The 24,642-nt window shown below is 61.2% G+C and carries 23 protein-coding genes and 3 tRNA genes; 4 read left to right on the top strand and 22 right to left on the bottom strand.

The window, feature by feature from the left end; all coding sequences use genetic code 11:
- Window positions 1–42: 42 nt before the first annotated feature.
- The 7 genes from ACTNB2_RS06745 to disA form a co-directional block, all read right to left on the bottom strand.
- Window positions 43–117: transfer RNA gene (locus tag ACTNB2_RS06745), tRNA-Thr, on the bottom strand.
- A gap of 225 nt (window positions 118–342) precedes the next feature.
- Window positions 343–1,020, bottom strand: a complete 678-nt coding sequence (locus tag ACTNB2_RS06740) for an NYN domain-containing protein (RefSeq protein ID WP_441042400.1) — start codon at window positions 1,018–1,020, stop codon at window positions 343–345.
- Between the two features lie 3 nt (window positions 1,021–1,023).
- A complete protein-coding gene (gene rlmB, locus ACTNB2_RS06735) occupies window positions 1,024–1,938 on the bottom strand; it encodes a 23S rRNA (guanosine(2251)-2'-O)-methyltransferase RlmB (protein ID WP_427796169.1) in 915 nt (304 codons plus the stop codon).
- A 167-nt stretch (window positions 1,939–2,105) separates the two neighbouring features.
- Entirely contained in the window at window positions 2,106–3,572 is a 1,467-nt protein-coding gene (gene cysS / locus ACTNB2_RS06730) for a cysteine--tRNA ligase (protein WP_441042403.1), read from the bottom strand.
- A 3-nt stretch (window positions 3,573–3,575) separates the two neighbouring features.
- The gene (gene ispF, locus ACTNB2_RS06725) at window positions 3,576–4,070 is read right to left on the bottom strand and encodes a 2-C-methyl-D-erythritol 2,4-cyclodiphosphate synthase (protein WP_441042405.1); all 495 of its coding nucleotides are present in this window, start codon (window positions 4,068–4,070) and stop codon (window positions 3,576–3,578) included.
- Window positions 4,060–4,788: a 2-C-methyl-D-erythritol 4-phosphate cytidylyltransferase gene (gene ispD / locus ACTNB2_RS06720; protein ID WP_154514770.1), complete on the bottom strand. Its 729-nt coding sequence runs from the start codon at window positions 4,786–4,788 to the stop codon at window positions 4,060–4,062. The genes ispF and ispD overlap by 11 nt, the downstream gene beginning before the upstream one ends.
- Window positions 4,788–5,828 (bottom strand): DNA integrity scanning diadenylate cyclase DisA, encoded by a 1,041-nt coding sequence (disA, locus tag ACTNB2_RS06715; RefSeq protein ID WP_370450554.1) that lies wholly within the window; start codon window positions 5,826–5,828, stop codon window positions 4,788–4,790. The genes ispD and disA overlap by 1 nt, the downstream gene beginning before the upstream one ends.
- A 248-nt stretch (window positions 5,829–6,076) precedes the next feature.
- Between disA and ACTNB2_RS06710 the strand changes: the two genes are divergently transcribed.
- Complete coding sequence (locus ACTNB2_RS06710) at window positions 6,077–6,661, top strand: manganese efflux pump MntP (protein ID WP_441042407.1); 585 nt, start codon at window positions 6,077–6,079, stop codon at window positions 6,659–6,661.
- A gap of 80 nt (window positions 6,662–6,741) precedes the next feature.
- On the opposite strand, the gene ACTNB2_RS06705 is transcribed toward ACTNB2_RS06710, so the two are convergent.
- The 15 genes from ACTNB2_RS06705 to ACTNB2_RS06635 form a co-directional block, all read right to left on the bottom strand.
- On the bottom strand, window positions 6,742–8,199 hold the full coding sequence (locus tag ACTNB2_RS06705; protein ID WP_441042409.1) for an aminoacyl-histidine dipeptidase: 1,458 nt from the start codon (window positions 8,197–8,199) through the stop codon (window positions 6,742–6,744).
- Window positions 8,200–8,522: 323 nt separating this feature from the next.
- Complete coding sequence (locus tag ACTNB2_RS06700; RefSeq protein WP_427747689.1) at window positions 8,523–11,165, bottom strand: ATP-dependent Clp protease ATP-binding subunit; 2,643 nt, start codon at window positions 11,163–11,165, stop codon at window positions 8,523–8,525.
- Between the two features lie 185 nt (window positions 11,166–11,350).
- Window positions 11,351–11,545, bottom strand: a complete 195-nt coding sequence (locus ACTNB2_RS06695; RefSeq protein ID WP_441042413.1) for a hypothetical protein — start codon at window positions 11,543–11,545, stop codon at window positions 11,351–11,353.
- A 240-nt stretch (window positions 11,546–11,785) separates the two neighbouring features.
- Window positions 11,786–13,750, bottom strand: a complete 1,965-nt coding sequence (gene lysS, locus ACTNB2_RS06690) for a lysine--tRNA ligase (protein ID WP_154514782.1) — start codon at window positions 13,748–13,750, stop codon at window positions 11,786–11,788.
- A 79-nt stretch (window positions 13,751–13,829) separates the two neighbouring features.
- On the bottom strand, window positions 13,830–14,300 hold the full coding sequence (gene greA, locus ACTNB2_RS06685) for a transcription elongation factor GreA (protein WP_006234960.1): 471 nt from the start codon (window positions 14,298–14,300) through the stop codon (window positions 13,830–13,832).
- Window positions 14,301–14,406: 106 nt separating this feature from the next.
- On the bottom strand, window positions 14,407–14,682 hold the full coding sequence (tatA, locus tag ACTNB2_RS06680; RefSeq protein WP_195838497.1) for a twin-arginine translocase TatA/TatE family subunit: 276 nt from the start codon (window positions 14,680–14,682) through the stop codon (window positions 14,407–14,409).
- 112 nt (window positions 14,683–14,794) lie between these two features.
- Window positions 14,795–14,871 (bottom strand) — tRNA-Pro (locus ACTNB2_RS06675).
- Window positions 14,872–14,920: 49 nt separating this feature from the next.
- Window positions 14,921–15,817 (bottom strand): 4-(cytidine 5'-diphospho)-2-C-methyl-D-erythritol kinase, encoded by an 897-nt coding sequence (gene ispE, locus ACTNB2_RS06670; RefSeq protein ID WP_441042415.1) that lies wholly within the window; start codon window positions 15,815–15,817, stop codon window positions 14,921–14,923.
- A gap of 2 nt (window positions 15,818–15,819) precedes the next feature.
- Window positions 15,820–16,116: a Veg family protein gene (locus tag ACTNB2_RS06665; RefSeq protein WP_118206416.1), complete on the bottom strand. Its 297-nt coding sequence runs from the start codon at window positions 16,114–16,116 to the stop codon at window positions 15,820–15,822.
- A gap of 114 nt (window positions 16,117–16,230) precedes the next feature.
- Complete coding sequence (gene dtd, locus ACTNB2_RS06660) at window positions 16,231–16,677, bottom strand: D-aminoacyl-tRNA deacylase (RefSeq protein WP_117797049.1); 447 nt, start codon at window positions 16,675–16,677, stop codon at window positions 16,231–16,233.
- 3 nt (window positions 16,678–16,680) lie between these two features.
- A complete protein-coding gene (gene rdgB, locus ACTNB2_RS06655) occupies window positions 16,681–17,322 on the bottom strand; it encodes an RdgB/HAM1 family non-canonical purine NTP pyrophosphatase (RefSeq protein ID WP_118206636.1) in 642 nt (213 codons plus the stop codon).
- Between the two features lie 142 nt (window positions 17,323–17,464).
- Window positions 17,465–18,190 carry a ribonuclease PH gene (gene rph / locus ACTNB2_RS06650; RefSeq protein ID WP_117799672.1) on the bottom strand — a complete coding sequence of 242 codons (726 nt, stop codon included), beginning with the start codon at window positions 18,188–18,190 and terminating at the stop codon, window positions 17,465–17,467.
- A 53-nt stretch (window positions 18,191–18,243) separates the two neighbouring features.
- Window positions 18,244–19,128: a glutamate racemase gene (murI, locus tag ACTNB2_RS06645; protein ID WP_117769301.1), complete on the bottom strand. Its 885-nt coding sequence runs from the start codon at window positions 19,126–19,128 to the stop codon at window positions 18,244–18,246.
- A gap of 53 nt (window positions 19,129–19,181) precedes the next feature.
- Entirely contained in the window at window positions 19,182–20,093 is a 912-nt protein-coding gene (locus tag ACTNB2_RS06640) for an HAD family hydrolase (RefSeq protein WP_427747684.1), read from the bottom strand.
- Window positions 20,094–20,223: 130 nt separating this feature from the next.
- A complete protein-coding gene (locus tag ACTNB2_RS06635) occupies window positions 20,224–21,741 on the bottom strand; it encodes a Mur ligase family protein (RefSeq protein ID WP_441042418.1) in 1,518 nt (505 codons plus the stop codon).
- A 201-nt stretch (window positions 21,742–21,942) separates the two neighbouring features.
- Here ACTNB2_RS06635 and ACTNB2_RS06630 point away from each other — a divergent pair, with 201 nt between their 5' ends.
- From ACTNB2_RS06630 to ACTNB2_RS06620, 3 genes are all read left to right on the top strand, one after another.
- Window positions 21,943–22,158, top strand: a complete 216-nt coding sequence (locus tag ACTNB2_RS06630; RefSeq protein WP_441042420.1) for a hypothetical protein — start codon at window positions 21,943–21,945, stop codon at window positions 22,156–22,158.
- A gap of 203 nt (window positions 22,159–22,361) precedes the next feature.
- Window positions 22,362–24,230, top strand: coding sequence for an asparagine synthase (glutamine-hydrolyzing) (asnB, locus tag ACTNB2_RS06625; protein ID WP_441044578.1), 1,869 nt, complete (start codon window positions 22,362–22,364; stop codon window positions 24,228–24,230).
- 57 nt (window positions 24,231–24,287) lie between these two features.
- Window positions 24,288–24,363 (top strand) — tRNA-Val (locus tag ACTNB2_RS06620).
- Window positions 24,364–24,642: the final 279 nt, after the last annotated feature.

The following is a 24,642-nucleotide window of genomic DNA, read 5'->3' as shown; positions in this document are numbered from 1 at the left end:
AACGGGCCCTGTCCCACAGGGGAACAGAGCCCGAAACTCTCATGGAGCCAGTGACAGGAATCGAACCCGCAACCCACTGATTACAAATCAGTTGCGCTACCGTTGCGCCACACTGGCACACTTGGCGCTTTCGCGCGAAGCCAATTAAGAATAAAGGAATTGCGGACGGGGCGCAACAGGCCCTTTGACCGACCACATCTCAAAACTATTCGTCAGAACGAATAGTTTTATCTGTTCGCCAGAACCAAAAACTATTCGTTTTGGCGATGCCAAGCCGCAACCCATTGATTACAAACCAGTTGGTTGATCAATCGAGAAAGCAGCTCCCCATAGAAGGTTTACCTACCTCCCGCGCAGGGCCTTGAGCTTGGCCAGTGCCTCGGGGCTCAGGCGACTGCCCAGAGTCATCTTGATCTGCGGAGCTTCCTCTGCCTCGCGGACGTCGTTATCGATCTGTTTGATCTCGTCCACCAGCATGCGGCTCGAGATACGCGTAACGCCCTTGCCCATGACGACGGCCTGGATTGTGCCGTCACTCGATACAACGGAGCACGCGCGGCCTTCCTCGCGCGCCTCAATGCAGAGCTTTTGTACCACGGTATCGGCCGATACGCCCGTCGGCGAAAACTCGATGCGCACGCCGCGAGCCGGCAAGTTGGGACGCTCGCTAGAGATATTGCCTGCACCGTCAAACACAATTACGGCCTCGTAGCGGCCCTGGGCAAAGGCGGCGACGTCGTTGATAAGGGCGGTGCGCGCCATATCGTGAACGTCGCTGGAATACGGATCGTCGGAATGGTCGTACACGAGCTTTTCGTAGCGCGGCGTGCAGTGGATCACGTTGTAGCCGTCGACCACCAGCAGCTCGGGCTTATTGGAGTGCACCGTGGAGACCGGGTCGGCGATAGCCTGCGAAAACGCATTGCCGCCTACGCCGTAGGTCGCGGCCGAGACAATCGGCTTGGCCGAGCCTTCGCCAAAGCGCTTGGCCTTAGACTTGGCGCGGTTCTTCTTGGACATGCGCTACTCCTCCCCCATGAGCTCGCCGGCGTTGCGACGTAGCCACTCAAAGCACAGTGCCGTCGTTGCCTGGGCAACGTTGAGGCTCTCGGTCATGCCACGCTGAGGAAGCTTGGTCAAAAAGTCGCATTTCTCGAGCACCAGGCGCGAGATGCCGTCGCCCTCGGAGCCCATGACAAGCGCCACGCGGCCCTCGAAGGGAGCATCCCAGCAACTGCCCTCGGCGTGCTCGGAGGCGCCGCCCACCCAAAAGCCAGCGGCCTTAAGATCGTCGAGCGCACGAGCGATATTGGGGACCTGCGCGATAGGCAGATGCATGACGGCGCCGGCTGAGGTCTTGTAGCTGCCCACGGTCACGCCGGCGGCACGCTTGTTGGCGATGATGACGCCCGCCGCGCCCACGACCTCGGCGGAGCGCACGATGGCGCCAAAGTTGCCGTCATCGGTCACGTGGTCGAGCACCACGACAAGTGCCGGGCCCTCGCCCGCACGGTCGAGGATATCGGCAACATCGGCATAAGGGAAGTTGCCCACCTCGAGTGCAATGCCCTGGTGAGCGCCGTGGCTCGACAGCGCATCGAGCTGCGCGCGCGGCACATACTTAATGCGGACACCCGCGGCGTTGAGGTCATCGACCAGACGAGACAAGGCGGCATCGCGCTCCCCGCCCTCGGCAATGAGCGCGCACTTGATGGGAAAACCGGTGCGCAGGGCCTCGACGGCAGCACGACGGCCTTCGATAAACTCGCCCTTGGGAGCCTGGACAGCGTCGCGGTTGCGATCGCGCTGCGGACGCGCAGCTTGGGTGCGATCGCGCTGGCCCTTGGAAGCGGCAGCGCGGTCATTTCGGCGAATCGGACGCGAGCCAGAAGCGGCCTGCTTGCCGCCACGAGGCGCACGCTTGCGATTGTCGGCCATAGGACGGCCTCCTAAATACAACTATCAAACGATACAAATAGACCGACCGCCCGAGGTGCGGCAGATTGCCTTGAAAGAGGAGGGCATAGACCTTGGGGCCATGCCCGACGATTGAAAGGCAAGGTGCCGTGGCTCGGGCGGTCGGGTGCTTGGGAAACCCGCAGGGGTTAGAGGGATTTGATACGGGTGCCGGCGGCGGTATCTTCAATCGTCAGGCCCAGGTCCTTGAGCTGATCGCGGATGGCGTCTGCCAATTCCCAGTTTTTGGCGGCACGGGCCTCGGCGCGAGCCTCGAGAATCTTGGCAGCGGCCTCGTCCACGTCGTCACCAGTGTAGGCGACCAAGCCGGCGGCAACGCCCAAAAGGCCCAGCGGCAGCTCGACCTTGGGCTCGGGAAGCTCAACGCCAAACGTATCGAGCAGCTCGACCAGCGTATCGGCGGCAGCAAGAGCCGCGGCCTTGTCGGCAGCGTCGCCCGCCTGCTCCAGATATTGATTGCACTCGGTGACAAAACCAAAGACGGCGCCCATGGCACCGGCGGTGTTAAAGTCGTCGTCCATGCACTCCTTAAAGGTGGCACGGGTCTCGGCAGCCTTGGCGGCAAACGCCTCAGATGCTGCCTCATCGGCATCGGCCGTCGCATGGTTCGCGGCCCAGCGCAGGTTCTCGACCGTACCGGCGATACGCGTGAGCGAATTCTCGGCACCCTCCAGGCGCTCCCAGGAGAAGTCGAGCGGCGAGCGATAGCTCGTCTGCAGCATCAGCAGACGCAGGGCGGCAGCGGAGTGCTGCTCGAGCACCTCGGCCAGCGTAAAGAAGTTACCAAGCGATTTGGACATCTTCTCGCCGTCGACCAGCAGCATGCCCGTGTGCATCCAGGTGTTGGAAAAGCCCTGGTGCCAGGCGCAGGCAGCCTGGGCGCACTCGTTCTCGTGATGCGGGAAGGCAAGGTCGGAACCACCGCCGTGAATGTCGATCGGGGTACCCAGGTAGCGGTGCACCATGGCGGCGCACTCGGTGTGCCAACCGGGACGGCCCTCGCCCCAGGGGCTCGGCCAGCTGGGCTCGCCGGGCTTGGCGGCCTTCCACAGCGCAAAGTCGAGCGGGTCGTTCTTGTCCTCGTTCTCCTCGATGCGCGCACCCACCATAAGGTCGTCGATGTTGCGGCCCGAGACCTGACCGTAGTTGGGATCGCTGCGCACGGCAAAGTACACGTCGCCGTTATCGGCGGCGTAAGCGTGGCCCTGCTCGATGAGCGCCTTGATCATGGCAATCATGGGGCCGATCTCCTTGGTGGCGCGGGGGCGCACATCGGGATCGAGCACGTTGGCAGCGCGCATGACGCCAATAAACTTATCCGAGAACTCCGTCGCGACCTCGGCGGCCGTACGGCCCTGCTCGTTGGCACGCTTGATGATCTTGTCGTCGACATCGGTAAGGTTCTGGGCGAACGTGACCTCGTAGCCGCTCGCGATGAGCCAGCGTCGAATCACATCGAAGCTGATGAACGTGCGGGCGTTGCCGATGTGGATGTTGTCGTAAACCGTGGGTCCGCACACGTACATACGGACCTTGCCGGGCTCGATGGGCTGGAACTCTTCCTTTTTATGGGTAGCGCTGTTGTAGATACGCATTCGTTACTCCTTAACGGTTTTCTGTAGCAGGCAGACGGCCCAGGCGCCAATTCCCTCGCCTTGACCTTCCCAACCGAGCTTTTCGGTCGTGGTGGCGGCGACGCCCACGTTTTCGACGTCAACGCCCAGGGCATGGGCCAAGTTGGCACGCATGGCATCGCGGTGCGGGGTGATCTTAGGCTGCTGGCAGGCAATGGTGCAGTCGGCATCGACAAACTCAAAGCCCAGCTCGCGCGCATAGTCCATTACGCGGGCAAGCAACACCATCGAGTCGGCACCCTCGTAGGCGGGGTCGGTGTCGGGGAACAGCTTGCCAATGTCTCCCCCGCGGCAGGCACCCAGAATAGCATCGGCCAGCGCGTGCGCGAGCACATCGGCATCCGAGTGGCCCAGCAGGCCGCGCTCGTAGGGAATGTCGACCCCGCCGATGATACATCGACGCCCCTCCACCAAACGGTGGACGTCGTAGCCGTGGCCAATGTGCAGGTTACTGAACATGGGGAAGGTCCTCTCTCTCGGCCATCCGCCCGAGCAAAATCGCGGTTACGGGACGCAAGTCCTCGGGCACCGTCACCTTAAGGTTGTCGCGCGGGCTCTGGACGCAGCGGACGCGCCCACCCATGCGCTCGACCAGTGACGAATCGTCCGTACCGATAAAGCCCTCGGCAATCGCCGCGGCATGGGCGCGTTTCATGGCGTCGACACTAAAGATCTGCGGCGTCTGCGCGGCCCAATAGAGTTCGCGTGGCGGCGTCTCGACGATGTTGTCCCCATCGACGATCTTGAGCGTGTCGATCGCGGGCTGGCCACACACGACACCGTCGAGCGAGCGGTCACTCACGAGCACGTCGATAGCGTGATCGATGGCCTCGGTAGTAATGAGCGGACGAGCGCCGTCGTGAATGGCGACGTATTCAAAGCCTGCCGGCACCGCATGCACGCCGGCACGAGTGGAGTCCTGGCGAGTATCGCCGGCATCGGCGAAGCTGATGGGCGTGTTATACGAATACGGGCTGATGGCCAGGCGGCGCATCTCGGCACGACGCTCGGCAGGGCAAACCACGACGATATGGCCGACCTTATCGCTACGGTCAAACGCGCGGATGGACCAGCTCATAAGCGGACGGCCCGCTACATTGACGAGCTGCTTGCCACCAGGATTACCAAAGCGCTGGCCGCTGCCACCGGCAACGACCACGGCGCATACGGGCGCCATTATGCGTTCCCCTGTTTGGTGCCCTTCATGCGGTACAGGGAGTCCGCAAGAATGGCAGGGTTGTTAACGCCAAAGTCGCCCAGGCGCTCCGGATCCTTGCTGATGTCGTCCATGAGCTCCTGCAGCGAGCCATACTCGTCGACAATCTTCTCGGCCACGCCGTCGCGCACGACGGACACGCGCGAAAGCGTGCGCAGGCCCAGCGGCGTCATGACGGAGTCCTCGTCCAGGTCGTCGTAACCCAGAACCGCCGCCACATGCTGCGGGTCGGACAAGTCCTTGGGCGTCATACGGCTAAGCTCGGCACGGATCTTCTCGGCGTTTGCCTCGGAGGAATCGCTTGCGTAGTCGCGAATCATCAAGTCGTATTCGGTATCCATGCTGGAGCCGGCGAGCTGCTCGAGCTGCATCTGCACGAGCTTGCCCTGGTTGCCCAGCTTGACAATGCAATCCTTAAGCTCGGTCTTTGCCTGCTGCATGATCTCGAAACTCGAGAAAATGCCGGTGATGTCGGCGAGCGTGACGTAGTCGTCCAGCTCGAGGGCCGTCAGACGCAGCAGGGAGCGGTCGAGCGACTGACGGGTGGTCTGAAGCGTAGCGACGAGCTGGTTGACCGAGCTCATGATGGTGGTGACGGGCTGAATCTCATAGCTCTTGCCGTGCACATACACGTTGACGACGGCACGACGGGCCGAGACCGAGATCACGATGGCGTCGGTGAGCACCGACATGCGAGCGGCAGTACGGTGACGCATGCCCGTCTCGCTCGTGGCGAGCGAGGGGTCGGGATTGAGGTGGAAATTGGCGCGCAGGATCTGGGTAAGGTCGCCGTCGATGACGATGGCGCCGTCCATCTTGGAAAGCTCAAACAGGCGGTTCGAGGTAAACGAAATGTTGAGCGGGAAGCCGTCGTTACCGGCAGCGAGCACGTTTTCGGTGTCGCCGACGCAGATAAGGGCGCCCAGGTGACCGGCGATGATCATGTCAAGGGCGGTGCGGATCGGCTGACCAGGTGCCGTCAGGCGGATGGCCTGTTCCATACGCTTTTGCAGCTCGTTCTTATCCAAGGCATCGCTCCCATCGTATACGCTCCATAAACGTCAATAAGTTTCTCACGGTTTGCCCCTGTGACGCCCGCAAATTCCGATGCTTACAGAATGAGCGAACACCGCTTAGGTAGCTCATTTGGGACGGGGCTCTTTTGGCTGCTCATGTGGTAGCATCGGGTCTCATATAAATGAGGGAGTGGTCGTGTAATCGGGTTCGCCCGCAGAGAGGGGGCCAGACTATGGGACTCGCAGAGCTCGTGTTGCTCGCCGTTGGCCTTTCGATGGACGCCTTTGCCGTTTCCATCTGCAAAGGTCTCGGCATGAAAAAGATCAACCTTAAAGTCGCCGTTGTGCTCGGCCTGTTCTTTGGCGGCTTTCAGGCCGGCATGCCCGTAATCGGTTGGGCACTCGGCAGCCAGTTCATGGGCATCATCGGTCCCATAGACCATTGGATCGCCTTTATCCTTTTGGCCTTTATCGGCGGCAAGATGCTGTGGGAAGCCTTTACCGAAGACGAGGATGAGGACGAAGGCGACGGCAAGGATGCCGAAAAGATCGACCTGGGCGAGTACCTAATCCTTGCCATCGCCACCTCGATTGACGCGCTCGCCGTGGGCGTCTCGTTTGCCGCGCTCTCAGTCGATATCGTGCCCTCTGTATCGCTTATCGGCGTCACAACGTTTATCTTCTCCGTCGCCGGCGTAGCGATCGGCCACACCTTTGGCGCGCGCTACGAAAAACCCGCCACCATCGTGGGTGGCGTCGTACTCGTCCTCATCGGGTTTAAGATCCTGCTTGAGCACCTTGGGATCCTCGCACTGTGACGAATAACGGCCGCCCGGCATTACGCCAGGCGGCCGTTTTCATAGCCAGCCGTTTTAGAGCGGCTTAACCAAGGCGACCTTTACACGGCAAGGCGCTTGAGGACGTCGATGAGCAGCTCGTAGAAGCGCTCGGCAGAAGCGAGCTCCATGCTCTCGTCCGGGGTGTGGACATCGGAGAGCGTCGGGCCCACGGCGATGGCGTCCAGGCCGTGCAGGGCCTCGGCAAACAGGCCGCACTCAAGGCCGGCGTGAATGGACTCGATGCGCAGCTCGGAGCCAAAGAGCTCGCGATAGCTCTCGATAAAGACGTCGCGGACCGGCGAATGCTCGGCATAGCTCCAGCCGGGATACTCGAACTCAAACTTGGCGTCGAAGCCCAGGACATCGGCCAGCGTCTGCAGGCGGTCCTTGAACTCGTTCTGCAGCGAGGTGATCGAGGAGCGCGGGGACAGCATGATCTTGACCTCGTCGTCAGAAGTGGCAACCACACCGATGTTGGAGGAAACCTCGACGGAGCCGTCGGTAGCGACGTTGCGGCGGATCACGCCGTTGGGGGCAAGACGCAGGGCGCGAATGAGGGCAAGCGCGGACTTCTCGTCCATGGCCTCGACCTCGGCGTCGTCGGCAATCTCGACAGTGCAGGTAAAGCCGGGGTCGAAGACCTCGAGCTCGGCAGTGACGTCGGCGATAATGCCCTTTGCGATCTGGGCCGCGGCCTCGGCGGCAGCGTGGTCGGCGTAGACCAGAACAGCCTTGCACTCACGGTTGATGGCGTTGTCCTTGGTGCCGCCGTTAAAGCTAACGATGGCGGGCTCGCCGGCAACCATCAGGCGGTCGATGATGCGGGCCATGATGAGGTTGCCGTTGCCGCGCTCCAGGTGGATATCGCTGCCGGAGTGACCGCCCAGCAGGCCGGAGATGTCGAGCGTGAGGGTGCTACCGGTCTTGTGCTCGCGCGCGATCGGGCAGGTGTAGGTAACGACGACGCCGCCGGCGCAGCTGACGGTGGCAACGCCCTCTTCCTCGGAGTCAAGGTTAATCATGGTGCGGGCGCTAATCTGGGACTTGTCGAGCGTCTCGGCGCCGACCAGGCCAGTCTCCTCGTCGGTGGTGAATACGCACTCGAGGGCCGGATGGGCAATCGAATCGTCGTTGAGCACGGTAAGCATAAGCGCGACGGCGATGCCGTTGTCAGCGCCCAGCGTAGTACCGTTAGCGGTGAGAACGCCGTCCTTGACGAGCAGGTCGATACCATCGGTCGTAAAGTCGTGCTCAACGGAGCCCAACTTGTCGCACACCATATCGATGTGGCCCTGAAGCATTACGGTCGGGGCATTCTCGGCACCGGCAGATGCGGGCTTGCGAATGATGACGTTGTAGACCTCGTCCTGATACACATCGAGGCCGCGCTCCTTGGCAAACGCAACCAGGAAATCGCTGATGCCCTTCTCGTTGCCAGACCCACGGGGGATCGCGCTGACCTCCTCAAAGAAATGGAACAGCTGGGCGGGCTCATAGCCGGTGATCTTGTAGTCCATGGTGCCTCCTTGGCGCAACTGGTTAGACAATAAGACATGTGCCTTGTATATTCCCAGACTTCGTTTGCATAAACCAGTCGAAAACGCCGAGCGCTCTCGCATCATCGGCTAACGGCGGAGAAACGCCGCTTTATTAAGATAAAGCAGGTAGACGGACTGCGCCGAAGGGACGTTGGACCCTTCAACCAACCTCCACGCTTGACCAACGCTTATGCATACGCCGTTGGTATGTTTAATGAGATTTACTTTGAACGAGGGGCCTTTCCAACAGAAAAAAGGGCGCTCCTTTGGAACGCCCTCGTGGACACAAGGTTTGTTACGCCCTACAGCGCGCCGGAACCGGCTTGCATCATGCCGCCGGGGCCCGAGCTTACGCCACTGCTCACAGGCGCGGCGTTTCCGGTGTGCGGCGCTGCCGGAGCGGTATCGCCCCCAAGCGCACCTGCCGGACGCGGCGCCGGGATCTCGCCCGTACCGTGGCTAAAGACGAACTTGCCGTCGGCCACGTCGCACAGGACGGTATCGCCACTACCCCACTCGCCGGCCAGCAGCTCCTCGGATAGCGGATCCTCGATGAGCTTTTGGATGGCGCGGCGCAGCGGACGTGCGCCGTTGGTGAGGTCGGTACCCTCGGCTACGATCTTGTCGTAGGCCGCATCGGTGAGTTTGATGTTCATGCCGTTGGCAATCAGGCGCTGGCGCAGGTCGTCCACCAGCAGGTGAGCGATCTTGGTCAAGTTCTCGCCCGAAAGCTTCTGAAACACCACGATGTCATCGATACGGTTGAGCAGCTCGGGGCGGAACAGGCGCTTGAGTTCGCCCATCGCACGGCCCTTAATCTCGCTCGAGGTAAGACCCTGCTCACCGGTGGTGCCAAAGCCAACGCTCGCATCCTGCGCAATCTCGCGGGCGCCCACGTTGGACGTCATGATGATCACGGTGTTGCGGAAATCGACCGTCTTGCCCTGGCTATCGGTCAGGCGACCCTCCTCAAGCACCTGCAGCAAGATGTTGAAGATATCGGGGTGCGCCTTCTCGATCTCGTCGAACAGCACGACCGAGTACGGGTGACGGCGAACGGCCTTGGTGAGCTGACCGCCCTCGTCGTGGCCCACGTAGCCCGGGGGGCTACCGATAAGCTTGGAGACCTCGAACTCGCTGCCAAACTCCGACATGTCGAAGCTGATGAGCGCGTCCTTGCTGCCAAAGAGATACTCGGCGAGCGTCTTGGCGAGCTCGGTCTTGCCTGTGCCGGTAGGACCCAAGAAGATAAAGCTGCCGCCGGGACGACGCGGGTCCTTGAGCGGCGAGCGGCTGCGGCGCACTGCCTTGGCCACGGCCTCGACAGCTTCATCCTGTCCGATAATGCGGGTCTTGAGCACGCTTTCGGTCTGCAACAGACGACGGCTTTCGCTCTCGGTGAGCGAAGACACCGGCACGCCCGAGGTCACGGACACGATGTCGGCAACCTGGGCGACATCGATGGTGAGCGGGCTGGCGTCGAGCTCGGCCGTCCAAGCTGCCTTGGCCTCGGCGAGCTCAATCTCGGCAGCCTTCTGCTGCTCGGTAATCTCGGCGGCCTTGTTCATGTCGTCGCCCTCGGTGGCCTCCTGCGCGGCAGCCTTGAGCTCCTCCACGCGATGCTCGGCCTCGCGCACCGGCTCAGGCGCACGGTTGGCGGCAATGCGGGCGCGGGCGCCGGCCTCGTCGATGAGGTCGATGGCCTTATCGGGCAGGAAGCGATCCTGGATGTAGCGGTTGGAGAGGTTCGCGGCGGCCTCGATGGCACCCTGCGTATAGCGCACGTGGTGGTGCTCCTCGTAGCGCGGCTTGAGCGCGGTCAGGATCTTGACCGTGTCCTCGACGCTTGGCTCCTCAACATCGATGGTCTGGAAGCGGCGCTCGAAGGCCGGGTCCTTGGTGAGGTACTTGCGGAACTCCTCGGCCGTGGTGGCACCGATGATCTGGAAAGCGCCGCGCGCGAGCACGGGCTTGAGCATGGAGCTTGCATCGATGGATCCCTCGGCAGAACCGGCACCGATGATGGTGTGCATCTCGTCGATAAACAGGATGACGTCGTCGGCTTCGGTTGCCTCCTGGATTACGTTCTTGAGACGCTCCTCAAACTCACCGCGATACTTGGCGCCCGCGACAAGACCCGGCAGGTCGAGCGTCCAGATGTTCTGGTTCATAAGGTTCTCGGGCACGTTGCCGGCAGCGATCTGCTGCGCCAGGCCCTCGACGATGGCCGTCTTGCCCACGCCGGGGTCACCCAAGATAAGCGGGTTGTTCTTGGTGCGGCGCGAAAGGATCTCCATCATGCGCTGGACTTCCTTTTCGCGACCGATCACCGGGTCGAGCTCGCCGTCGCGCGCCTTCTGCGTAAGGTTGGTGGCGAACTGTTTGAGCGTGTCGGTGCCGCTCCCCTTTTGCTGCGAGGCGTCCGAGCCGCTAAAGAACGGCAGGCCTGTACCGGGACGCCCGGCACCGGCACCGGCGAGCGGGCGCTTCTTGTCTTGATCCTTGGCGGTAAGCTTCTCGATGGCTTTTTTAATGGAAGCGGACGAAACACCCAGGCGCATGAGAATGTCCATGGCCATGCCGTTGCCCTCTTCGACGATACCGATGAGCAGGTGCTCGGTCGACACATAGGTCTGGTTGTTCTCGCGCGCCACGCGGAAGGAACGCTCCATCACGCTGATGACGAGCGGCGTAAAGGCGAGCTTAGCGGCCTCGGTCTCCTCGCTGGGCTCGGGAACGGTGGTCTGGACCTCCTTGAGCGTGTCCATGATGTCATCGTAGGAGATATCGAGTGAGCGCAGTGCCTCGGCGGCAATGCCCTCGTCCTCCTTGGCGAGCGCGAGCAGCAGATGCTCGGTACCCACCTTATTTGAGTGAAGATCGAGCGCCTCCTGCTTGGCCATGGACATGACCTTGCGCGCGCGATCGGTAAAACGGTCCAACATGCTAGTTCCTCTTAGACGAGCTAGTTTTTCAAACGCAAAGCGCCACTCGTGGCGGCGCTTTGGTCTCTTTACCCATATGGAGTATATGTTAACCGCTGTGGCCTTTTCCGCGTGCAGCCATACGACAACGTCTACAAAAAAGGAATCGCCGGGTGCGGCGGGCGCTCTAGGTTAGAGGCTGTTGCCTAGCAGGCGGGCTCAACACCCATGTCCTCGGCAACGTCATTGACGGCATCGGCAACGGAAGCGCCCGGCATGCGCACGAGCTCCATATGCTGCTCTTCAAAGACGGTTCCCATGGGGAAGGCGCGTCGGAAGACAAAGCGAGCAACGCCGCAGGTAGAGGACGGACAGCGAGCGACGTTTAGCTTGACGGCCAAGGCAACGCCGATGTGTTGGCAACGACAGCGAAAGCCCGCCAGAGCGAGCAAGGTACCTTCAAGCAAAATGGCGCCGCAGGTTGAGCATAAGTCAGCGAGCGGGCTGCATTTGAGACAAGGTGACGTGAAACGAAAGGGCGTTGACCTTTCGGTCGCGCCCTTGAAGTTGAACGTCAGATTGTACAGGTGCGGCCCGCGCAGCGTCGAGCCGTTACGCGGTTCGTAGAACCGCGTAACTAGTTAGTACATCTTTGCGCCGGCAGGAATGGAGGCGTCGAGCTGGATCAGGTTGAGGCGCTCCTCACCCTCCTCCTCGTGGATGGCACTGATGAGCATGCCGCAGCTGGGGATGCCCATCATCTTGCGCGGAGGCAGGTTGGTGATGGCAAGCAGGGTCTTGCCGACCAGGTCCTCGGGCTCATAGTATTCGTGGATGCCGGAGAGGATGGTGCGGTCGGCACCGGTACCGTCGTCGAGCGTAAAGTTCAGCAGCTTCTTGGACTTCTTGACGGCCTCGCATGCCTTGACCTTCACAGCGCGGAAATCGCTCTTGGAGAAGGTATCGAAGTCGACGAACTCCTCAAACAGCGGCTCAACGGCGATCTTGGAGTAATCGAGCGTGGGCTTGAGCGACTTAACGAACGGGCTCGCGGCGTTGCCGGCCTCTGCAGCCTTGGCGGCAGCGGCACCGGACTGGAAACCCTTCTCGGGCTTCATGTGCGGGAACAGCAGGACATCGCGGATAGAAGCCTGGTTGGTGAGCAGCATGACCACGCGGTCGATACCGATGCCAATGCCGCCCGCGGGAGGCATACCGTACTCGAGGGCGCGCACGTAGTCCTCGTCATACTCCATGGCCTCATCGTCGCCGCCGGCCTTCTCGGCCATCTGGGCGGCAAAGCGCTCAGCCTGGTCGACCGGGTCGTTGAGCTCGGAGAATGCGTTGGCGTACTCGTGGCCGGCGATGACCAGCTCAAAGCGGTGGGTCAGACGCGGGTCGTCCTCAAAACGCTTGGCGAGCGGGCTGACCTCGATGGGGTAATCGCACACGAAGGTCGGGTTGACGATGGTGTCCTCGCCCAGCTCATCGTAAATCTCGGCGATGATCTTGCCGGCAGTCCACTCGGGCTTGATCTCCAGGCCCTTCTCGCGCGCGGCGGCAGCAAGCTCCTCGACAGGCGTGTCGATGGTGACCTTCTTGCCGAGCACGTCAGAGACAATATCAGTCATGGGGCGGCTTGCCCACTCACCGGAAAGATCGATGGTCTGGCCCTGGTACTCGATGACCTCGGGGTTGCCGATGGCCTTGTTGGCAGCCTTGATGACGCCCTGGGCGAGCGCCTTCATGCCCTCGAGATCGGAGAAGGCACGGTAGGCCTCCATCGTGGTGAACTCGGGGTTGTGGGTGAGGTCCATGCCCTCGTTACGGAAGATACGACCGATCTCGAAGACGCGCTCAAAGCCACCGACGATGCAGCGCTTGAGGTGCAGCTCGGTAGCAATGCGCAGGTAGCACTCCTGATCGAGAGCGTTAAAGTGCGTGATGAACGGCTTAGCCGTAGCGCCACCCTGAATGGTCTGCAGAATGGGAGTCTCGACCTCCATGTACCCGTCGGACTCCATAAAGCGACGGAAGGTGGAGAGGATCTGCGAGCGCTTGCGGAAGGTCTCGCGGACATCGTCGTTGGCGATCAGGTCGACATAGCGCTGACGATAGCGGGTCTCCTTGTCGGAGAGACCGTGGAACTTCTCGGGCAGCGGGCGAACGGCCTTGGAGAGCAGGGTCGCGCTCTTAGGGGCGACGGAGAGCTGGCCGCGCTGAGTACGCACAACCACACCGGTCACACCCAGGATATCGCCAAGGTCGAGGGCCTTGAGCGTATTCCAGGCTGCCTCGTCCATGTCGTTGATGCGGCAGAACAGCTGAATCTCGGCCGTTGCGTCGCGCACGACGATGAACATGATCTTGCCCTGACCACGCTTGGCGACCACGCGGCCGCCGATCTTCACGACGTCCTCGGTGTCTTCGCCATCGGCAAGATCGGCATACTTAGCCTCGATGTCGGCAACGTAGTCCTCGATCTCGGAGTGCTCGGGATAGGGGTTCTGGCCCGCCTCGAACAGGGCGGCGCGCTTGGCCAGGCGCGTGGCGCGCTCGTCGTTGAGCGTCGATGCCTGCTCGGCGGCGTTTTGGTTCTCTGCCATAAGTTAGCTCCTCAAACTAAAACGCTCCCCAGGATTCGGTCCCAGGGAGCGAAAACATACCTTTACGCGGGACCGTGGTCTAGCGTGCGATCTTGGCGATGGTGTAGACGCGAGTCTTGCCGGAAGGCGTAACGACCTCGACGGAGTCGCCCTCGCCGTGGCCGATGATGGCGTGGCCGACCGGGGACTCGTTGGAGATCTTGTGCTCGAGCGAGTTGGTCTCGGTGGTACCGACGAGCGTGACTTCCATGACCTCACCGTTGGGATCAATCAGCGAAACGGTGGAACCGATGGAGACGGTCAGATCGCCCGTGGTGGCAGCAACCTGAGCGTTGGCGAGAATAGCCTGAATCTCGGCAATGCGAGCAGCATTCTGAGCCTGCTTGTCCTTGGCGGCATCGTACTCGGAGTTCTCCGAAAGGTCGCCAAACGCGCGGGCTTCCTTGATGTCCTCGACGATCTCCTTGGCGTAATCGCCCTCACGCCAAGCGAGCTCCTCGACGAGCTTCTGGCGGCCCTCAGCGGTCAGTACGATCTGGCTTGCGTCCATACGGATATCTCCCCAACTATGATGTAACAATCAACTGTCAACATAACGAAAAAGACCGGCTAGCCTGCGGGCAAGCCGGTCAGGTGCTCACCCCAAAGGGATGGGACTACTCTGCGTCCGCGTCGCCGTCCTCTGCCTTCTTTTTCTTGGCGGCGGCGAGCTGGGCCTCGAGCTCTGCGATCTTCTTGTCCTCCTCGGACTCCTCGACCACAACGTCCTCGGCCTGCTTGGTCTCGTCCTTATCGTCGCCCTCCATACCCTCGCGGATATTCTTGACGGTAGAGCCGAGGGACTTGCCGAGCTTCGGCAGGTTCTTGGGCCCGAAGATAATCAGGACAACGACGAGAATAATGATGAGCTCAGGAGCCCTCAGTCCAAACATGTAGACCTCCACAAAACAGCGAGACAAGCTCGAATGAGTATACCGCGGGTATCGCGGTATCACAACAATAGCTAAAAAAAGGGACCGCAAGAAGCGGTCCCTCCTCATGCTCTGGTCGGGTTGACTGGATTTGAACCAGCGACCCCTGCGTCCCGAACGCAGTGCTCTACCAAACTGAGCCACAACCCGTTAGCTCGACTATAGTAACAAAGTTTTTCGCCGCGTGCTAGAGAAATTTTTATTTCTTTGGCGCGTCGATTTGAACCGTGTTGGGAATAAGCTCAGTCGCGCAGGACCACCAGCCATTTTGCTGGGCGGCGTCGACAAGCCTTTCGGCCGTGGCGGCGGTGTCGCAAATGGCAAACGAGCAGGCACCCGACCCGCACACGTCCACGGCAACGGTTCCCTCCTGTGCGCTCAGCCAGTCGAGAACCGCCTGGATCTGCGGCTCCATCAAAGCAGAAATGACGCCCAAGTTGTTATGGATGAGCGAATACGCCATCTTCGCATCATTCACGCTAAGAGCCGATGCAATGGCACCGGGCGCAGTCGCGGGCACCGGGGCCTCGTCAAAACGTCGATAGGCCTCAATTGTCGAAACGCTCGCCTCCCGCGGCTTGACCAGCACAACGGGCGTCACAGGAAGCGCGGGGTACTCAGTTGCCAGAACGTCTCCCCCACCCACGTAGAATGCGGGGCTCGCATGCAAAAAGAACGGCACGTCGGCGCCGATGCCACGCGCAATCTCGTCCAGCGCAGGATCAGTGCGGTCGATGCCCCACAGCTCAGCCAGGGCAACGATAACCGCCGCGGCATCCGTCGAGGGGCCGCCCAGGCCGGCGCACAGCGGGATGCGCTTCTCAATCGTCACGCACACGTTTGCCTCGCGCCCGAAATGATCGGCCATGGCGACGGCGGCGCGGTAGGCAGTATTCTTTTGCATGGGAAAATCTGATGCCGGAACCGTCTGGACGGTCAACGCCTGCGCCGGCGTGACCGTCACGGTATCGGCTAGGCCGACAGCTGCCATCAGGGAATCGACTTTGTGGTAGCCGCGGGTATCGCGCTCGGTATGAACCCCCAGGTAGAGGTTAATCTTTGCCGGCGCAGTAAGGATGAGGGACCGATCGGTCACCGTTAATGCTCCTCGAGCTGGTTGCCGAGCGGAGTAAAGATGTGCTCGCCGCTCTCGGGGTCGAACAGTTCAACCTGACCGGTAAGGACGTCGATGTACTGGTAGGACTGACGCGACTTGCGGCCGCGGCGCTCGTCAACCTCGACGATAAAGACAGCCGGGTGGACGCTCTTGATGGTACCCATGCGCTCGACAACGCGGGTACGGCCCATGTTGGCCTTCACCTTGACGCGATCGCCCACCATATCGGTCAGCTTCTCGTGGATGTCGTCGACGTAATTGACTTCCATCTCTTCCATGAACAGGGCCTCCAGAAGGTGCAATTCAAAAAGGGGATAATACCCCTAAGATAGACAAAACTCTAATACTATAGCACCCTGTTACAACCCCACGCAAGTAGCTAATTAGGCTACTTACAGATTGTCGGTATCGAGGACAATGGTGAACGGGCCGTCGTTGACCAGGTCGACTTTCATGTCGGCGCCAAAGATGCCGTGCGCCACGTGGTCGACGTCCTGGGCGACGAGCGTCAGAAAGTACTCATAAAGCTCGTTGGCAACATCGGGCGCGCCAGCATCCGTAAACGACGGACGACGGCCGTGGCGGCAATCGGCAAACAGCGTAAACTGCGACACCACGAGCACCTCGCCGTCGACATCGGCAAGCGCCAAGTTAGTCTTGCCGTTCTCGTCCTCGTTGATACGCAACCCGCGGAGCTTGCCCCATAGTTTATCGGCCTCGGCACGCGTATCGCCATGGCCCACACCCAGCAATACCAGATAGCCGCGCCCAATGCGGCCCACGCACTCGCCGTCGACCGTCACACCGGCGTTGAGCACGCGCTGCACCACCGCACGCACGGCCTACTCCTCGCCCGTGAGTTTGGCGGACAGGTGCTCGAGTGCATGGAAACGATGGCTGATGGCGTTCTTCTCGTCCGCTGTGAGCTCGGCCATAGTCTTGCCCGGCGTATCGACCGGCAGGAACAGCGGGTCGTAGCCAAAGCCGTGGTCGCCGCGGCCCTCGTGTGCGATAACGCCCTCGCAGGCGCCCTCGCCATAGGTGACCAGGCCGTCTTGGTCGATGAGCGCAACGACGCTCATAAAGCGTGCGGTGCGATCCTCGTCTGCCACGCCTTCCAGATTAACGAGAAGTTTGGCATTGTTGGCGGCATCATCGCCGTGTACGCCCGCATAACGCGCGCTATACACACCCGGCTCGCCGTCCAGCGCGTCGACGACCAAGCCGGAATCGTCGGCGATGGCCATAAGGCCCGTCTCCTCGACCGCAGCCTGCGCCTTGATGATGGCGTTCTCCAAAAACGTCGTGCCGTTTTCCTCGGGGTCCTCAAAATCGCCCAGCTGGCCGAGCGCCACAAAGCGCACCTCGGGCATGACCTTGCCCAAAATGGCCTCGATCTCGGTGAGCTTATGGGCGTTACCCGTGGCCACAACAATGGTCGCCGCCGGGTCGAGGGTGTCGATGTCAATCTTCTCAAGTGCCATAGCTGGCCTCCTTGTCTCTTATAGCAATGCCGTGTAGAGGACGACGAGGGCCTCGGCCTCTCCCCTCTCAATCAACGGCAGTCTTATACTTCGGCGTTTTCGCAGATTAAACCTGCCAAAATCAACATCCCCTTTTGGCAGGTTAGGCGAGGGCTTGACGCTGAAGCTCGATGAGCTCGGCGATGCCCTTGTCGCCCAGATCGAGCAGGGCGTTGAGACGCTTGCGGTCGAAGGGCGCCTGCTCGCCGGTACCCTGGAGCTCGATCATCTCGCCGGAGTCGGTGGCGACGAGGTTCATGTCGACCTCGGCGTGGCTGTCCTCGGAATAATCCAAGTCGAGCAGGGTGTTGCCGTCGACGACGCCCATGGAAATAGCGGCAACCTGACCGGTAAGCGGAATGCGCTCGAGCTTGCCCGCCTCGACCCACATGGCAAGGGCGTCGTGCAGCGCCACCCAGGCGCCGGTGATGCTCGCCGTACGCGTGCCGCCATCGGCCTGGATCACATCGCAGTCAACGGTAACGGTGTACTCGCCGAGCGCCTTCATGTTGACGACGGTGCGCAGGCTGCGGCCGATCAAGCGCTCGATCTCCATGGAACGGCCCTTGCGGTTGGCATGTTCGCGCTTGCAGCGCTTGCCGGTCGACGCCGGCAGCATCGCATATTCCGCCGTTACCCAACCGGCCTTGGCGCCCTTGCGCCAGCCCGGAACGCCCTCCTCGATGGTGGCGGCGCACAGCACGCGCGTGTCGCCAAACTCTGCCAGGCACGAGCCGTGGGCGTGCTTCATGACGCCGCGAGTGAGCTTAACGGGACGCAGCTCGTTTGCGGCGCGGCCGTTGGCGCGGTTGACCTGCATATATTCCATGGAACTATCCTTTCGGCAAAAGATGTGGCGAAGACTCCGGCGACATTGCGTGCCTAACCGAGTTCGTCGATATCGACATGCTCGATGCTTTTGAGCGGCTGGCCAAAGATAAAGCTGCCCGCCACCGCAAACTCGGCAATGTTGTCGGACGTGGTGGCAAAGCGATGCTGCGGCTCGGCGGTGTTGCCCGCCAGCTGCTCACGGCGCGTGAGGATATCGGTCAGCTCGCGGGTGGTCTCCTCGGCGGAGCTCACCACGCGCACTCCGGGCCCCAACGCATGACGGATGGGGCCCACCAGCAACGGAAAGTGCGTACAGCCGAGCACCACGGTATCGATGCCACGATCGTGCAGTGGCTCGACTGTGGCGTTGACCAGCGCGCGAACGGCTGGCGTATCAAAAATATCCTCGTTCTCGAGCCACTGCTCCTGCAGATGCGCGCCCGAGGCGAGCTCGTGCTCGACAACCTCGACAAAGCTCGAGGCAGGGCAGCCATACACGTCCACGCCGGCATCCAAGTCCTGGATGGCGCGCGTGTAGGCGCCCGAGCGGATGGTGAGGTTGGTGGCGAGCACGCCCACACGGCGCGTGCGGGTGCTGTTGATGGCGGCACGCGCGCCCGGCGCGATTACGCCAATCACGGGGACATCGAGCACCTGCTGAGCCAGGCGAAGCGCCGCTGCCGTCGCCGTATTGCAGGCGATGACCATGATCTTGACGTCGTGTCTCGAAAGCCAGCGCCCCGCCTGTAGCGCAAACGAGCGCACCTCGTCCTCGGTGCGGGTGCCGTAAGGGCAGCGCTTGGTATCGCCAAAGTAGTAGACGGACTCGTGCGGAAGCGCCGTCGCAATCGCGCGCGCAACCGTCAAGCCGCCCAGGCCCGAGTCGAACACGCCGATGGGGCGCGTATCACCGGCCAGATTCTCGATATCGGACATTACCTCACCAGATTCTCTCTCGAAAAGATATGGCCAAGCGTAACGGCACTGCGCTATGAACGGGCCGCGACGAGCAGCTCCGCCGTCGCCGCCCAGCCGTCAACGATCCTGCCGCGCGTGACAAAGGCGTTATCGCAGGACGCAAGAAACTCGGACGCGCCGGCGCTGGTCAGACCGTTCTCGACCAGGCAGAACGTGCCCACGTGGTCGGCCATGTAGAAATCAGACTCGGAATCGCCGAGTGCCAGCGTCTCGTCGCGCTCGATGCCCAGACGCTCGCAGAAACGCGCGACCGCCACGCCCTTGTCGAGACCCGACGGATTGATGTTAAAGGCTCGACCGTCCTCGACGCGATCGAGCTCGAGGGTCGTCGGCTTGGACAGATGAGTCAAGTGGCCGTTGCAGGCCCAGACCAGACCGCAGCCAGCCTCGTCGAGGATGGCCTGCGCCTCGTCATCGGGAATATCGCCGCGCATGCCGACGGTGACCTCGCGGTACTTATAGCCAGTCGACATGTCGTTGTGGTACTCGATCTTGTGCGGCCAGCGAGCGAGAATCTTCTCGCACACGCCGGTCTGCTCAATCACCTGGTGCGGCGTAAGGCCGCAGGCGGGGTCGTAAGGCATGTCGCCGGTCAGATACTCCCAGTCGTTGGCCTTGAGGTCGTACATGACCAGGCCACCCATCTCGCCAATGTAGGAGTTGAGGCCGAGCACGCGGGCATCTTCGTGGATCATGGTGCGGTTGCGACCCGAGGTGGGAATTACCTGGATGCCAGCGCGGGCAAGCGCCACGACGGCCTCGACGAGCTTGGTCGAGGGATTGCCGTCGTTGTCGCGCAGCACGCACGAGCCGGGCGCGAGCATCGTGGCGTCCAGATCGGTAAAGACGTACTTGACCTTGGCAAGGCGCTCGCGCATCTCGCCCGAAAGCTCGGCAACGGTCGGCAGGGTGTTGTGGGACATGGTCACTCCATTTATTACGTAGAAAAGACTTAATCTTGGTACCGCGTTTTCCCTAAGGTGAACACGCTTGAGAGGCACCGCATCATCGGGCGTCGATGATTCGCAAACGCCATCCTAAAGGCAGCGGCGCTTAGGCGTCGTACGCCGCAAGGATGCGCTTGAGAACCGAGCCATCACGCTCGCAGGGCTCGGGTCCGTTCTTGCGCAGCATGCACTCCTCCTCGCCCTTGCCGGTCACGATAACCACAGCGGGGCGGTCGGTCTCGCGCACGGCCGTCTCGATAGCGACGGCGCGGTCGCACACGATCTGCCAGTTATCGTTTCCCTGCGCCTGGACATTGCGCGCGATCTCGGCGCAGATGTCCTCGACGTCCTCGGGGCCCGGGTCATCCTCGGTAATCACGATGCGATCGGCGTATTTGCCGGCAGCGATACCCATCGTAGTACGGCGATCGACACCCTTGCCTCCCGTTGCACCAAAGACAACCGCCAGCTCGCGCTCGGGATAGTTCTCGCGCAGGTCGCGCAAAAGCGTCTCGAGGCTCATGCCGTTGTGCGCATAGTCAACGACGCCCAAAATCTTGCCCGATGCAGACGGATAGAGCTCCATGCGACCGGGAACAAAGACGCCCTCAAAGCCATGGACGATGCCCTCTTCGGAAATGCCGAGGGCCTCGGCGCAGGCAATAGCGGCAAGCGCATTGGACACGTTGAACTTGACGGGCGTGGGGATCACGATGTCACGCGTAAAGCGCGGCGTGCGGACCGTGGCGATCACGCCGCAATCGCCGTTGCGAATGGCCAACGCACGCACGTCGGCGCGTCCATCGGTCAGCGAGAACGTCACCGTGCGCTCGCAGCGGGACGCCGCCTCGAGCACGCGGTCGACGTGGTCCATATCGAGGTTGACCACGGCAAAGCGGCTCTGCGAAAAAATCTTGAGCTTGCTGGCAAAGTAATCCTCGAGCGTGGGGTGCTCGATCGGCGAGATATGGTCCTCACCGATATTGGTAAAGGCGCCCACTTCAAAGTCAATCTTGCCCGTACGCTCGTATTTGAGGCCCTGGCTCGACGCCTCCATGACCAGCCACGGAGCGCCCGCCTCGGCGGCATGGGCGATACGCGACTGCAAAAGGAAGGACTCGGGGGTCGTTAGCTTAGAAGGACCGGCCTCGATACCGTCATCGAACTCGATACCCGTGTTGAGGGCTGGTCGATGACGGCCCGTGAGCTTAGCCTCGTTGGCAAGAATGCCACGCAGATAAAAGCTGCAGGTCGACTTGCCCTTGGTGCCCGTAAAAGCGCAGACCTTCACCTTGCCCGAGGGATGACCGTAATAGGCGTCCGCCACCACAGCGAGCGTGCGGCGGATATCGTTGACGATCACAGCGGGAATATCGACGTCGTAATCGACCTCGGACACGTACGCCACGGCGCCTTCGGCAATCGCCGAGACCAGATACTCGGGCTTGAACGCACGGCCCTTGCAGACAAACAATGTGCCCGGACGCACCTGGCGCGAGTCGTCGGTCGCAAACTCGATGCGCTGGTCGCAAAGAGTATCCGGCTTGGAAACAACAAGGGCCTCGGCCTCGAGCAGCTCCACATAGCGCATCAAAGCCAGCTTCTCCTTCGTCGTACCCGACATATAACGACCTTTCTCGCTAAACCTAACCTTAAAAGAGCAAAAACCGTCCCAGATGAATCCGGCCGCGCCCCTGTATTATCAACCATCCTAATATGCCACCTGACCTTGCGAGTGTCTCAGCACCCTAAAAACTTGCAAGGACCAGCGCACGGTTAATTCGAAATAACAAAACCCCGCCCTACAGATGCGCGTGATGCGGGGATGACCAGTGAGTTTGTCATGCTCTACAAGGACACGTCGCTGTTTTCGAGCGTCGGCGTCATGGAACTCGTGCTGTTCTCCAAAAACCTCACGACCACCACGGGCAACATCACACCCTACATTTGCGCCGCACCCTACTATCTGGTTGTGACGATTCCGCTCATCCACGTCGTCGCCAAGGTAGAGCACCGCCTTGCCAAGCGCGGCAGGCGCTAGCCCCTCTCGCGCTCTCGCACACAGCAATCGTCGCAGTCACGGCCCGCCGCTTCACCCAACGTGCGGGCCGTGGTTTTTCGGTCCCCTCGGCGCTTATGCCCCATCACGAAGCAAAAGATTGGCATGATAGTAAGGATTGATTGATATCGACTGCTGCAAACCTTGCGGCAGCGGACCTAAGCCGTCAGCAGAAAGGATCTTGCATGTGCGGTTTTGTCGGTTTTACCGGTACAGATGAACAGAGTGAGCTGGTTCTCACGGCCATGATGAATCGCATCATCCATCGCGGGCCGGATATGGGTGGCCAGCACATCGTCGATAACGTCGCCCTCGGCTTCCGCCGTCTTTCGATTCTCGACCTTTCCGAGGCTGGCGCTCAGCCCATGTCGAGCGATGACGGCAAGGTCACCATCGTCTTCAACGGCGAGATCTACAACTTCCAGGAGCTTCGCGCCGAGCTCGAGGCTGCCGGCTACGTCTTCCACTGCAACGCCGACACCGAGGTCCTGGTGCACGGCTACGAGGAGTGGGGCGAGGACCTGGTCAACCGCCTGCGCGGCATGTATGCGTTCGTGATTCACGACCAGAACAGGAACAAGCTCTTCGGCGCCCGTGACATCTTTGGCATCAAGCCGTTCTATTACTACCGGGCCTCCGACGGCTCGCTGCTGTTTGGCTCCGAGATCAAGAGCTTCCTGGACCACCCCAAGTTTGAGAAGGCCGTCAACCGCGACGCGCTGCGTCCCTACCTCACGCTGCAGTTCCCTGCCACGGAGGAGACGTTCTTTAAGGGCGTGTTCAAGCTTGCCCCCGCGCATTGCTTTACGTACGACCTTACGACCAACACTATGGACATCAAGCGCTACTGGAGCTGCGACTTTACCGATGACAACTCCAAGAGCTTCGAGGAGTACGTGGACGAGTGCGACAAGGTCGTGCACGAGAGCGTTGCCGCGCACCGCATCGCCGATGTTAAAGTTGGCTCGTTCCTCTCCGGCGGCGTCGACTCCAGCTACATTGCCGCCTGCCTCATGCCCGACACCACGTATTCCGTCGGCTTTGACTACAAGAACTTCAACGAGACCAACTACGCCGCCGAGCTTTCCGACAAGCTTGGCATTAAGAACGTGCGCAAGATGATCACCGCCGACGAGTTCTTCGACGCGCTACCCGATATCCAGTACCACATGGACGAGCCGCAATCGAACCTCTCCAGCGTACCGCTGTACTATCTGGCACAGATGGCCGCCGAGGAAGTTACCGTCGTCCTTTCGGGCGAGGGCGCCGACGAGCTGTTTGCCGGCTACGAGTGGTACGAGGACACCCCCGAGATGCGATCCTTCAAGAAGCGCGTGCCGCTCGGCGTGCGCCGTGCCCTGGGCTCGCTCGTTCAGCATCTCCCCTACTTTAAGGGTCACAACTTCCTGACCAAGTGCGCCGAGGTCCCCGAGCGCTGGTACGTGGGCCAGGCAAAGGTGTTCGACCCGTCCGAGGTTGACGAGGTTCTCAAGCCAGCTTACGACACCGACAAGAACGCCTCCGAAATGTGCGCAGAGTACTACAAGCAGGTCCCCGACTGCTGCGAGCTCTCTAAGAAGCAATATCTGGATATGAACATGTGGCTTCCGGGCGACATTCTGCTCAAGGCAGACAAGATGTGCATGGCACACTCCCTGGAGCTCCGCGTTCCGTTCCTGGACAAAAAGGTCATGGAGTTCGCCGAGCATATTCCCGCCAACTACCGTGTCAACGAAGAGGGCTGCAAGCTTGTCCTGCGCCACGCCGCCAATCGCACGCTGCCCGATGAGTGGGCAACACGCAAGAAGGTTGGCTTCCCGGTGCCAGTTAAGTTCTGGCTGCGCGAGCAGAAATACTACGACTACGTCAAGGAGTACTTCACCGCACCGTGGGCTGCCGATTTCTTTGACACCGATGCGCTCATGAAGCTGCTCGACGATCACTTTGAGGGCCGCGCGCTCAACCAGCGCAAGATCTACACCACGCTGACGTTCCTCATTTGGTACAAGCGCTTCTTTATCGACGAGAACAAGGGCACCGAAGTCGCCGCTTAGATTTCGTTATGAATTAGCGGTGAACCCCGCAGGGTTTCCGCTATACTCAATTCCCGCGGGCGATTGGCGCAACGGTTAGCGCAGGTGCTTTACACGCACAAGGCTGGGGGTTCGAATCCCTCATCGCCCACCACTGAATTGGAAACGGTCCTCGCAAGGGGACCGTTTTTGTTTGCGCCCGGTGCATGGGATTCGAACCCGCAAGGGTGCGGAGCTGAGGAAACGCGAAGCGTTTTCCAGCGTAGCACGCGAGGAGCGAAGCGACGAAGCGGGGCGCGGGCGGCGCCAGCCGCACGCGGACATCCCTCATCGCCCACCACTGAATTGGAAACGGTCCTCGCAAGGGGACCGTTTTTGTTTGCGCCCGGTGCATGGGATTCGAACCCGCAAGGGTGCGGAGCTGAGGAAACGC

The organism is Collinsella sp. HCP28S3_G2, from assembly GCF_052065125.1.
Lineage (GTDB): Bacteria > Actinomycetota > Coriobacteriia > Coriobacteriales > Coriobacteriaceae > Collinsella.
The sequence above is the reverse complement of the archived record's forward strand: the minus strand, read 5'-3'. Positions and strand labels throughout refer to the sequence as shown.

Bases quoted from the DNA above. Each gene is read 5' to 3' on its own strand.
- ACTNB2_RS06700 (WP_427747689.1), bottom strand. From the start codon at position 11,165: ATGTTGGACCGTTTTACCGATCGCGCGCGCAAGGTCATGTCCATGGCC.
- ispD (WP_154514770.1), bottom strand. From the start codon at position 4,788: ATGGCGCCCGTATGCGCCGTGGTCGTTGCCGGTGGCAGCGGCCAGCGC.
- disA (WP_370450554.1), bottom strand. From the start codon at position 5,828: ATGGAACAGGCCATCCGCCTGACGGCACCTGGTCAGCCGATCCGCACC.
- ACTNB2_RS06640 (WP_427747684.1), bottom strand. From the start codon at position 20,093: ATGTCCCACAACACCCTGCCGACCGTTGCCGAGCTTTCGGGCGAGATG.
- rlmB (WP_427796169.1), bottom strand. From the start codon at position 1,938: ATGGCCGACAATCGCAAGCGTGCGCCTCGTGGCGGCAAGCAGGCCGCT.
- murI (WP_117769301.1), bottom strand. From the start codon at position 19,128: ATGTCCGATATCGAGAATCTGGCCGGTGATACGCGCCCCATCGGCGTG.
- tatA (WP_195838497.1), bottom strand. From the start codon at position 14,682: ATGTTTGGACTGAGGGCTCCTGAGCTCATCATTATTCTCGTCGTTGTC.
- lysS (WP_154514782.1), bottom strand. From the start codon at position 13,750: ATGGCAGAGAACCAAAACGCCGCCGAGCAGGCATCGACGCTCAACGAC.
- asnB (WP_441044578.1), top strand. From the start codon at position 22,362: ATGTGCGGTTTTGTCGGTTTTACCGGTACAGATGAACAGAGTGAGCTG.
- greA (WP_006234960.1), bottom strand. From the start codon at position 14,300: ATGGACGCAAGCCAGATCGTACTGACCGCTGAGGGCCGCCAGAAGCTC.
- ACTNB2_RS06705 (WP_441042409.1), bottom strand. From the start codon at position 8,199: ATGGACTACAAGATCACCGGCTATGAGCCCGCCCAGCTGTTCCATTTC.
- ispF (WP_441042405.1), bottom strand. From the start codon at position 4,070: ATGTTCAGTAACCTGCACATTGGCCACGGCTACGACGTCCACCGTTTG.
- rph (WP_117799672.1), bottom strand. From the start codon at position 18,190: ATGGAATATATGCAGGTCAACCGCGCCAACGGCCGCGCCGCAAACGAG.
- ACTNB2_RS06630 (WP_441042420.1), top strand. From the start codon at position 21,943: ATGACCAGTGAGTTTGTCATGCTCTACAAGGACACGTCGCTGTTTTCG.
- ACTNB2_RS06635 (WP_441042418.1), bottom strand. From the start codon at position 21,741: ATGTCGGGTACGACGAAGGAGAAGCTGGCTTTGATGCGCTATGTGGAG.
- ACTNB2_RS06740 (WP_441042400.1), bottom strand. From the start codon at position 1,020: ATGTCCAAGAAGAACCGCGCCAAGTCTAAGGCCAAGCGCTTTGGCGAA.
- ACTNB2_RS06665 (WP_118206416.1), bottom strand. From the start codon at position 16,116: ATGGAAGAGATGGAAGTCAATTACGTCGACGACATCCACGAGAAGCTG.
- ACTNB2_RS06710 (WP_441042407.1), top strand. From the start codon at position 6,077: ATGGGACTCGCAGAGCTCGTGTTGCTCGCCGTTGGCCTTTCGATGGAC.
- cysS (WP_441042403.1), bottom strand. From the start codon at position 3,572: ATGCGTATCTACAACAGCGCTACCCATAAAAAGGAAGAGTTCCAGCCC.
- rdgB (WP_118206636.1), bottom strand. From the start codon at position 17,322: ATGGCACTTGAGAAGATTGACATCGACACCCTCGACCCGGCGGCGACC.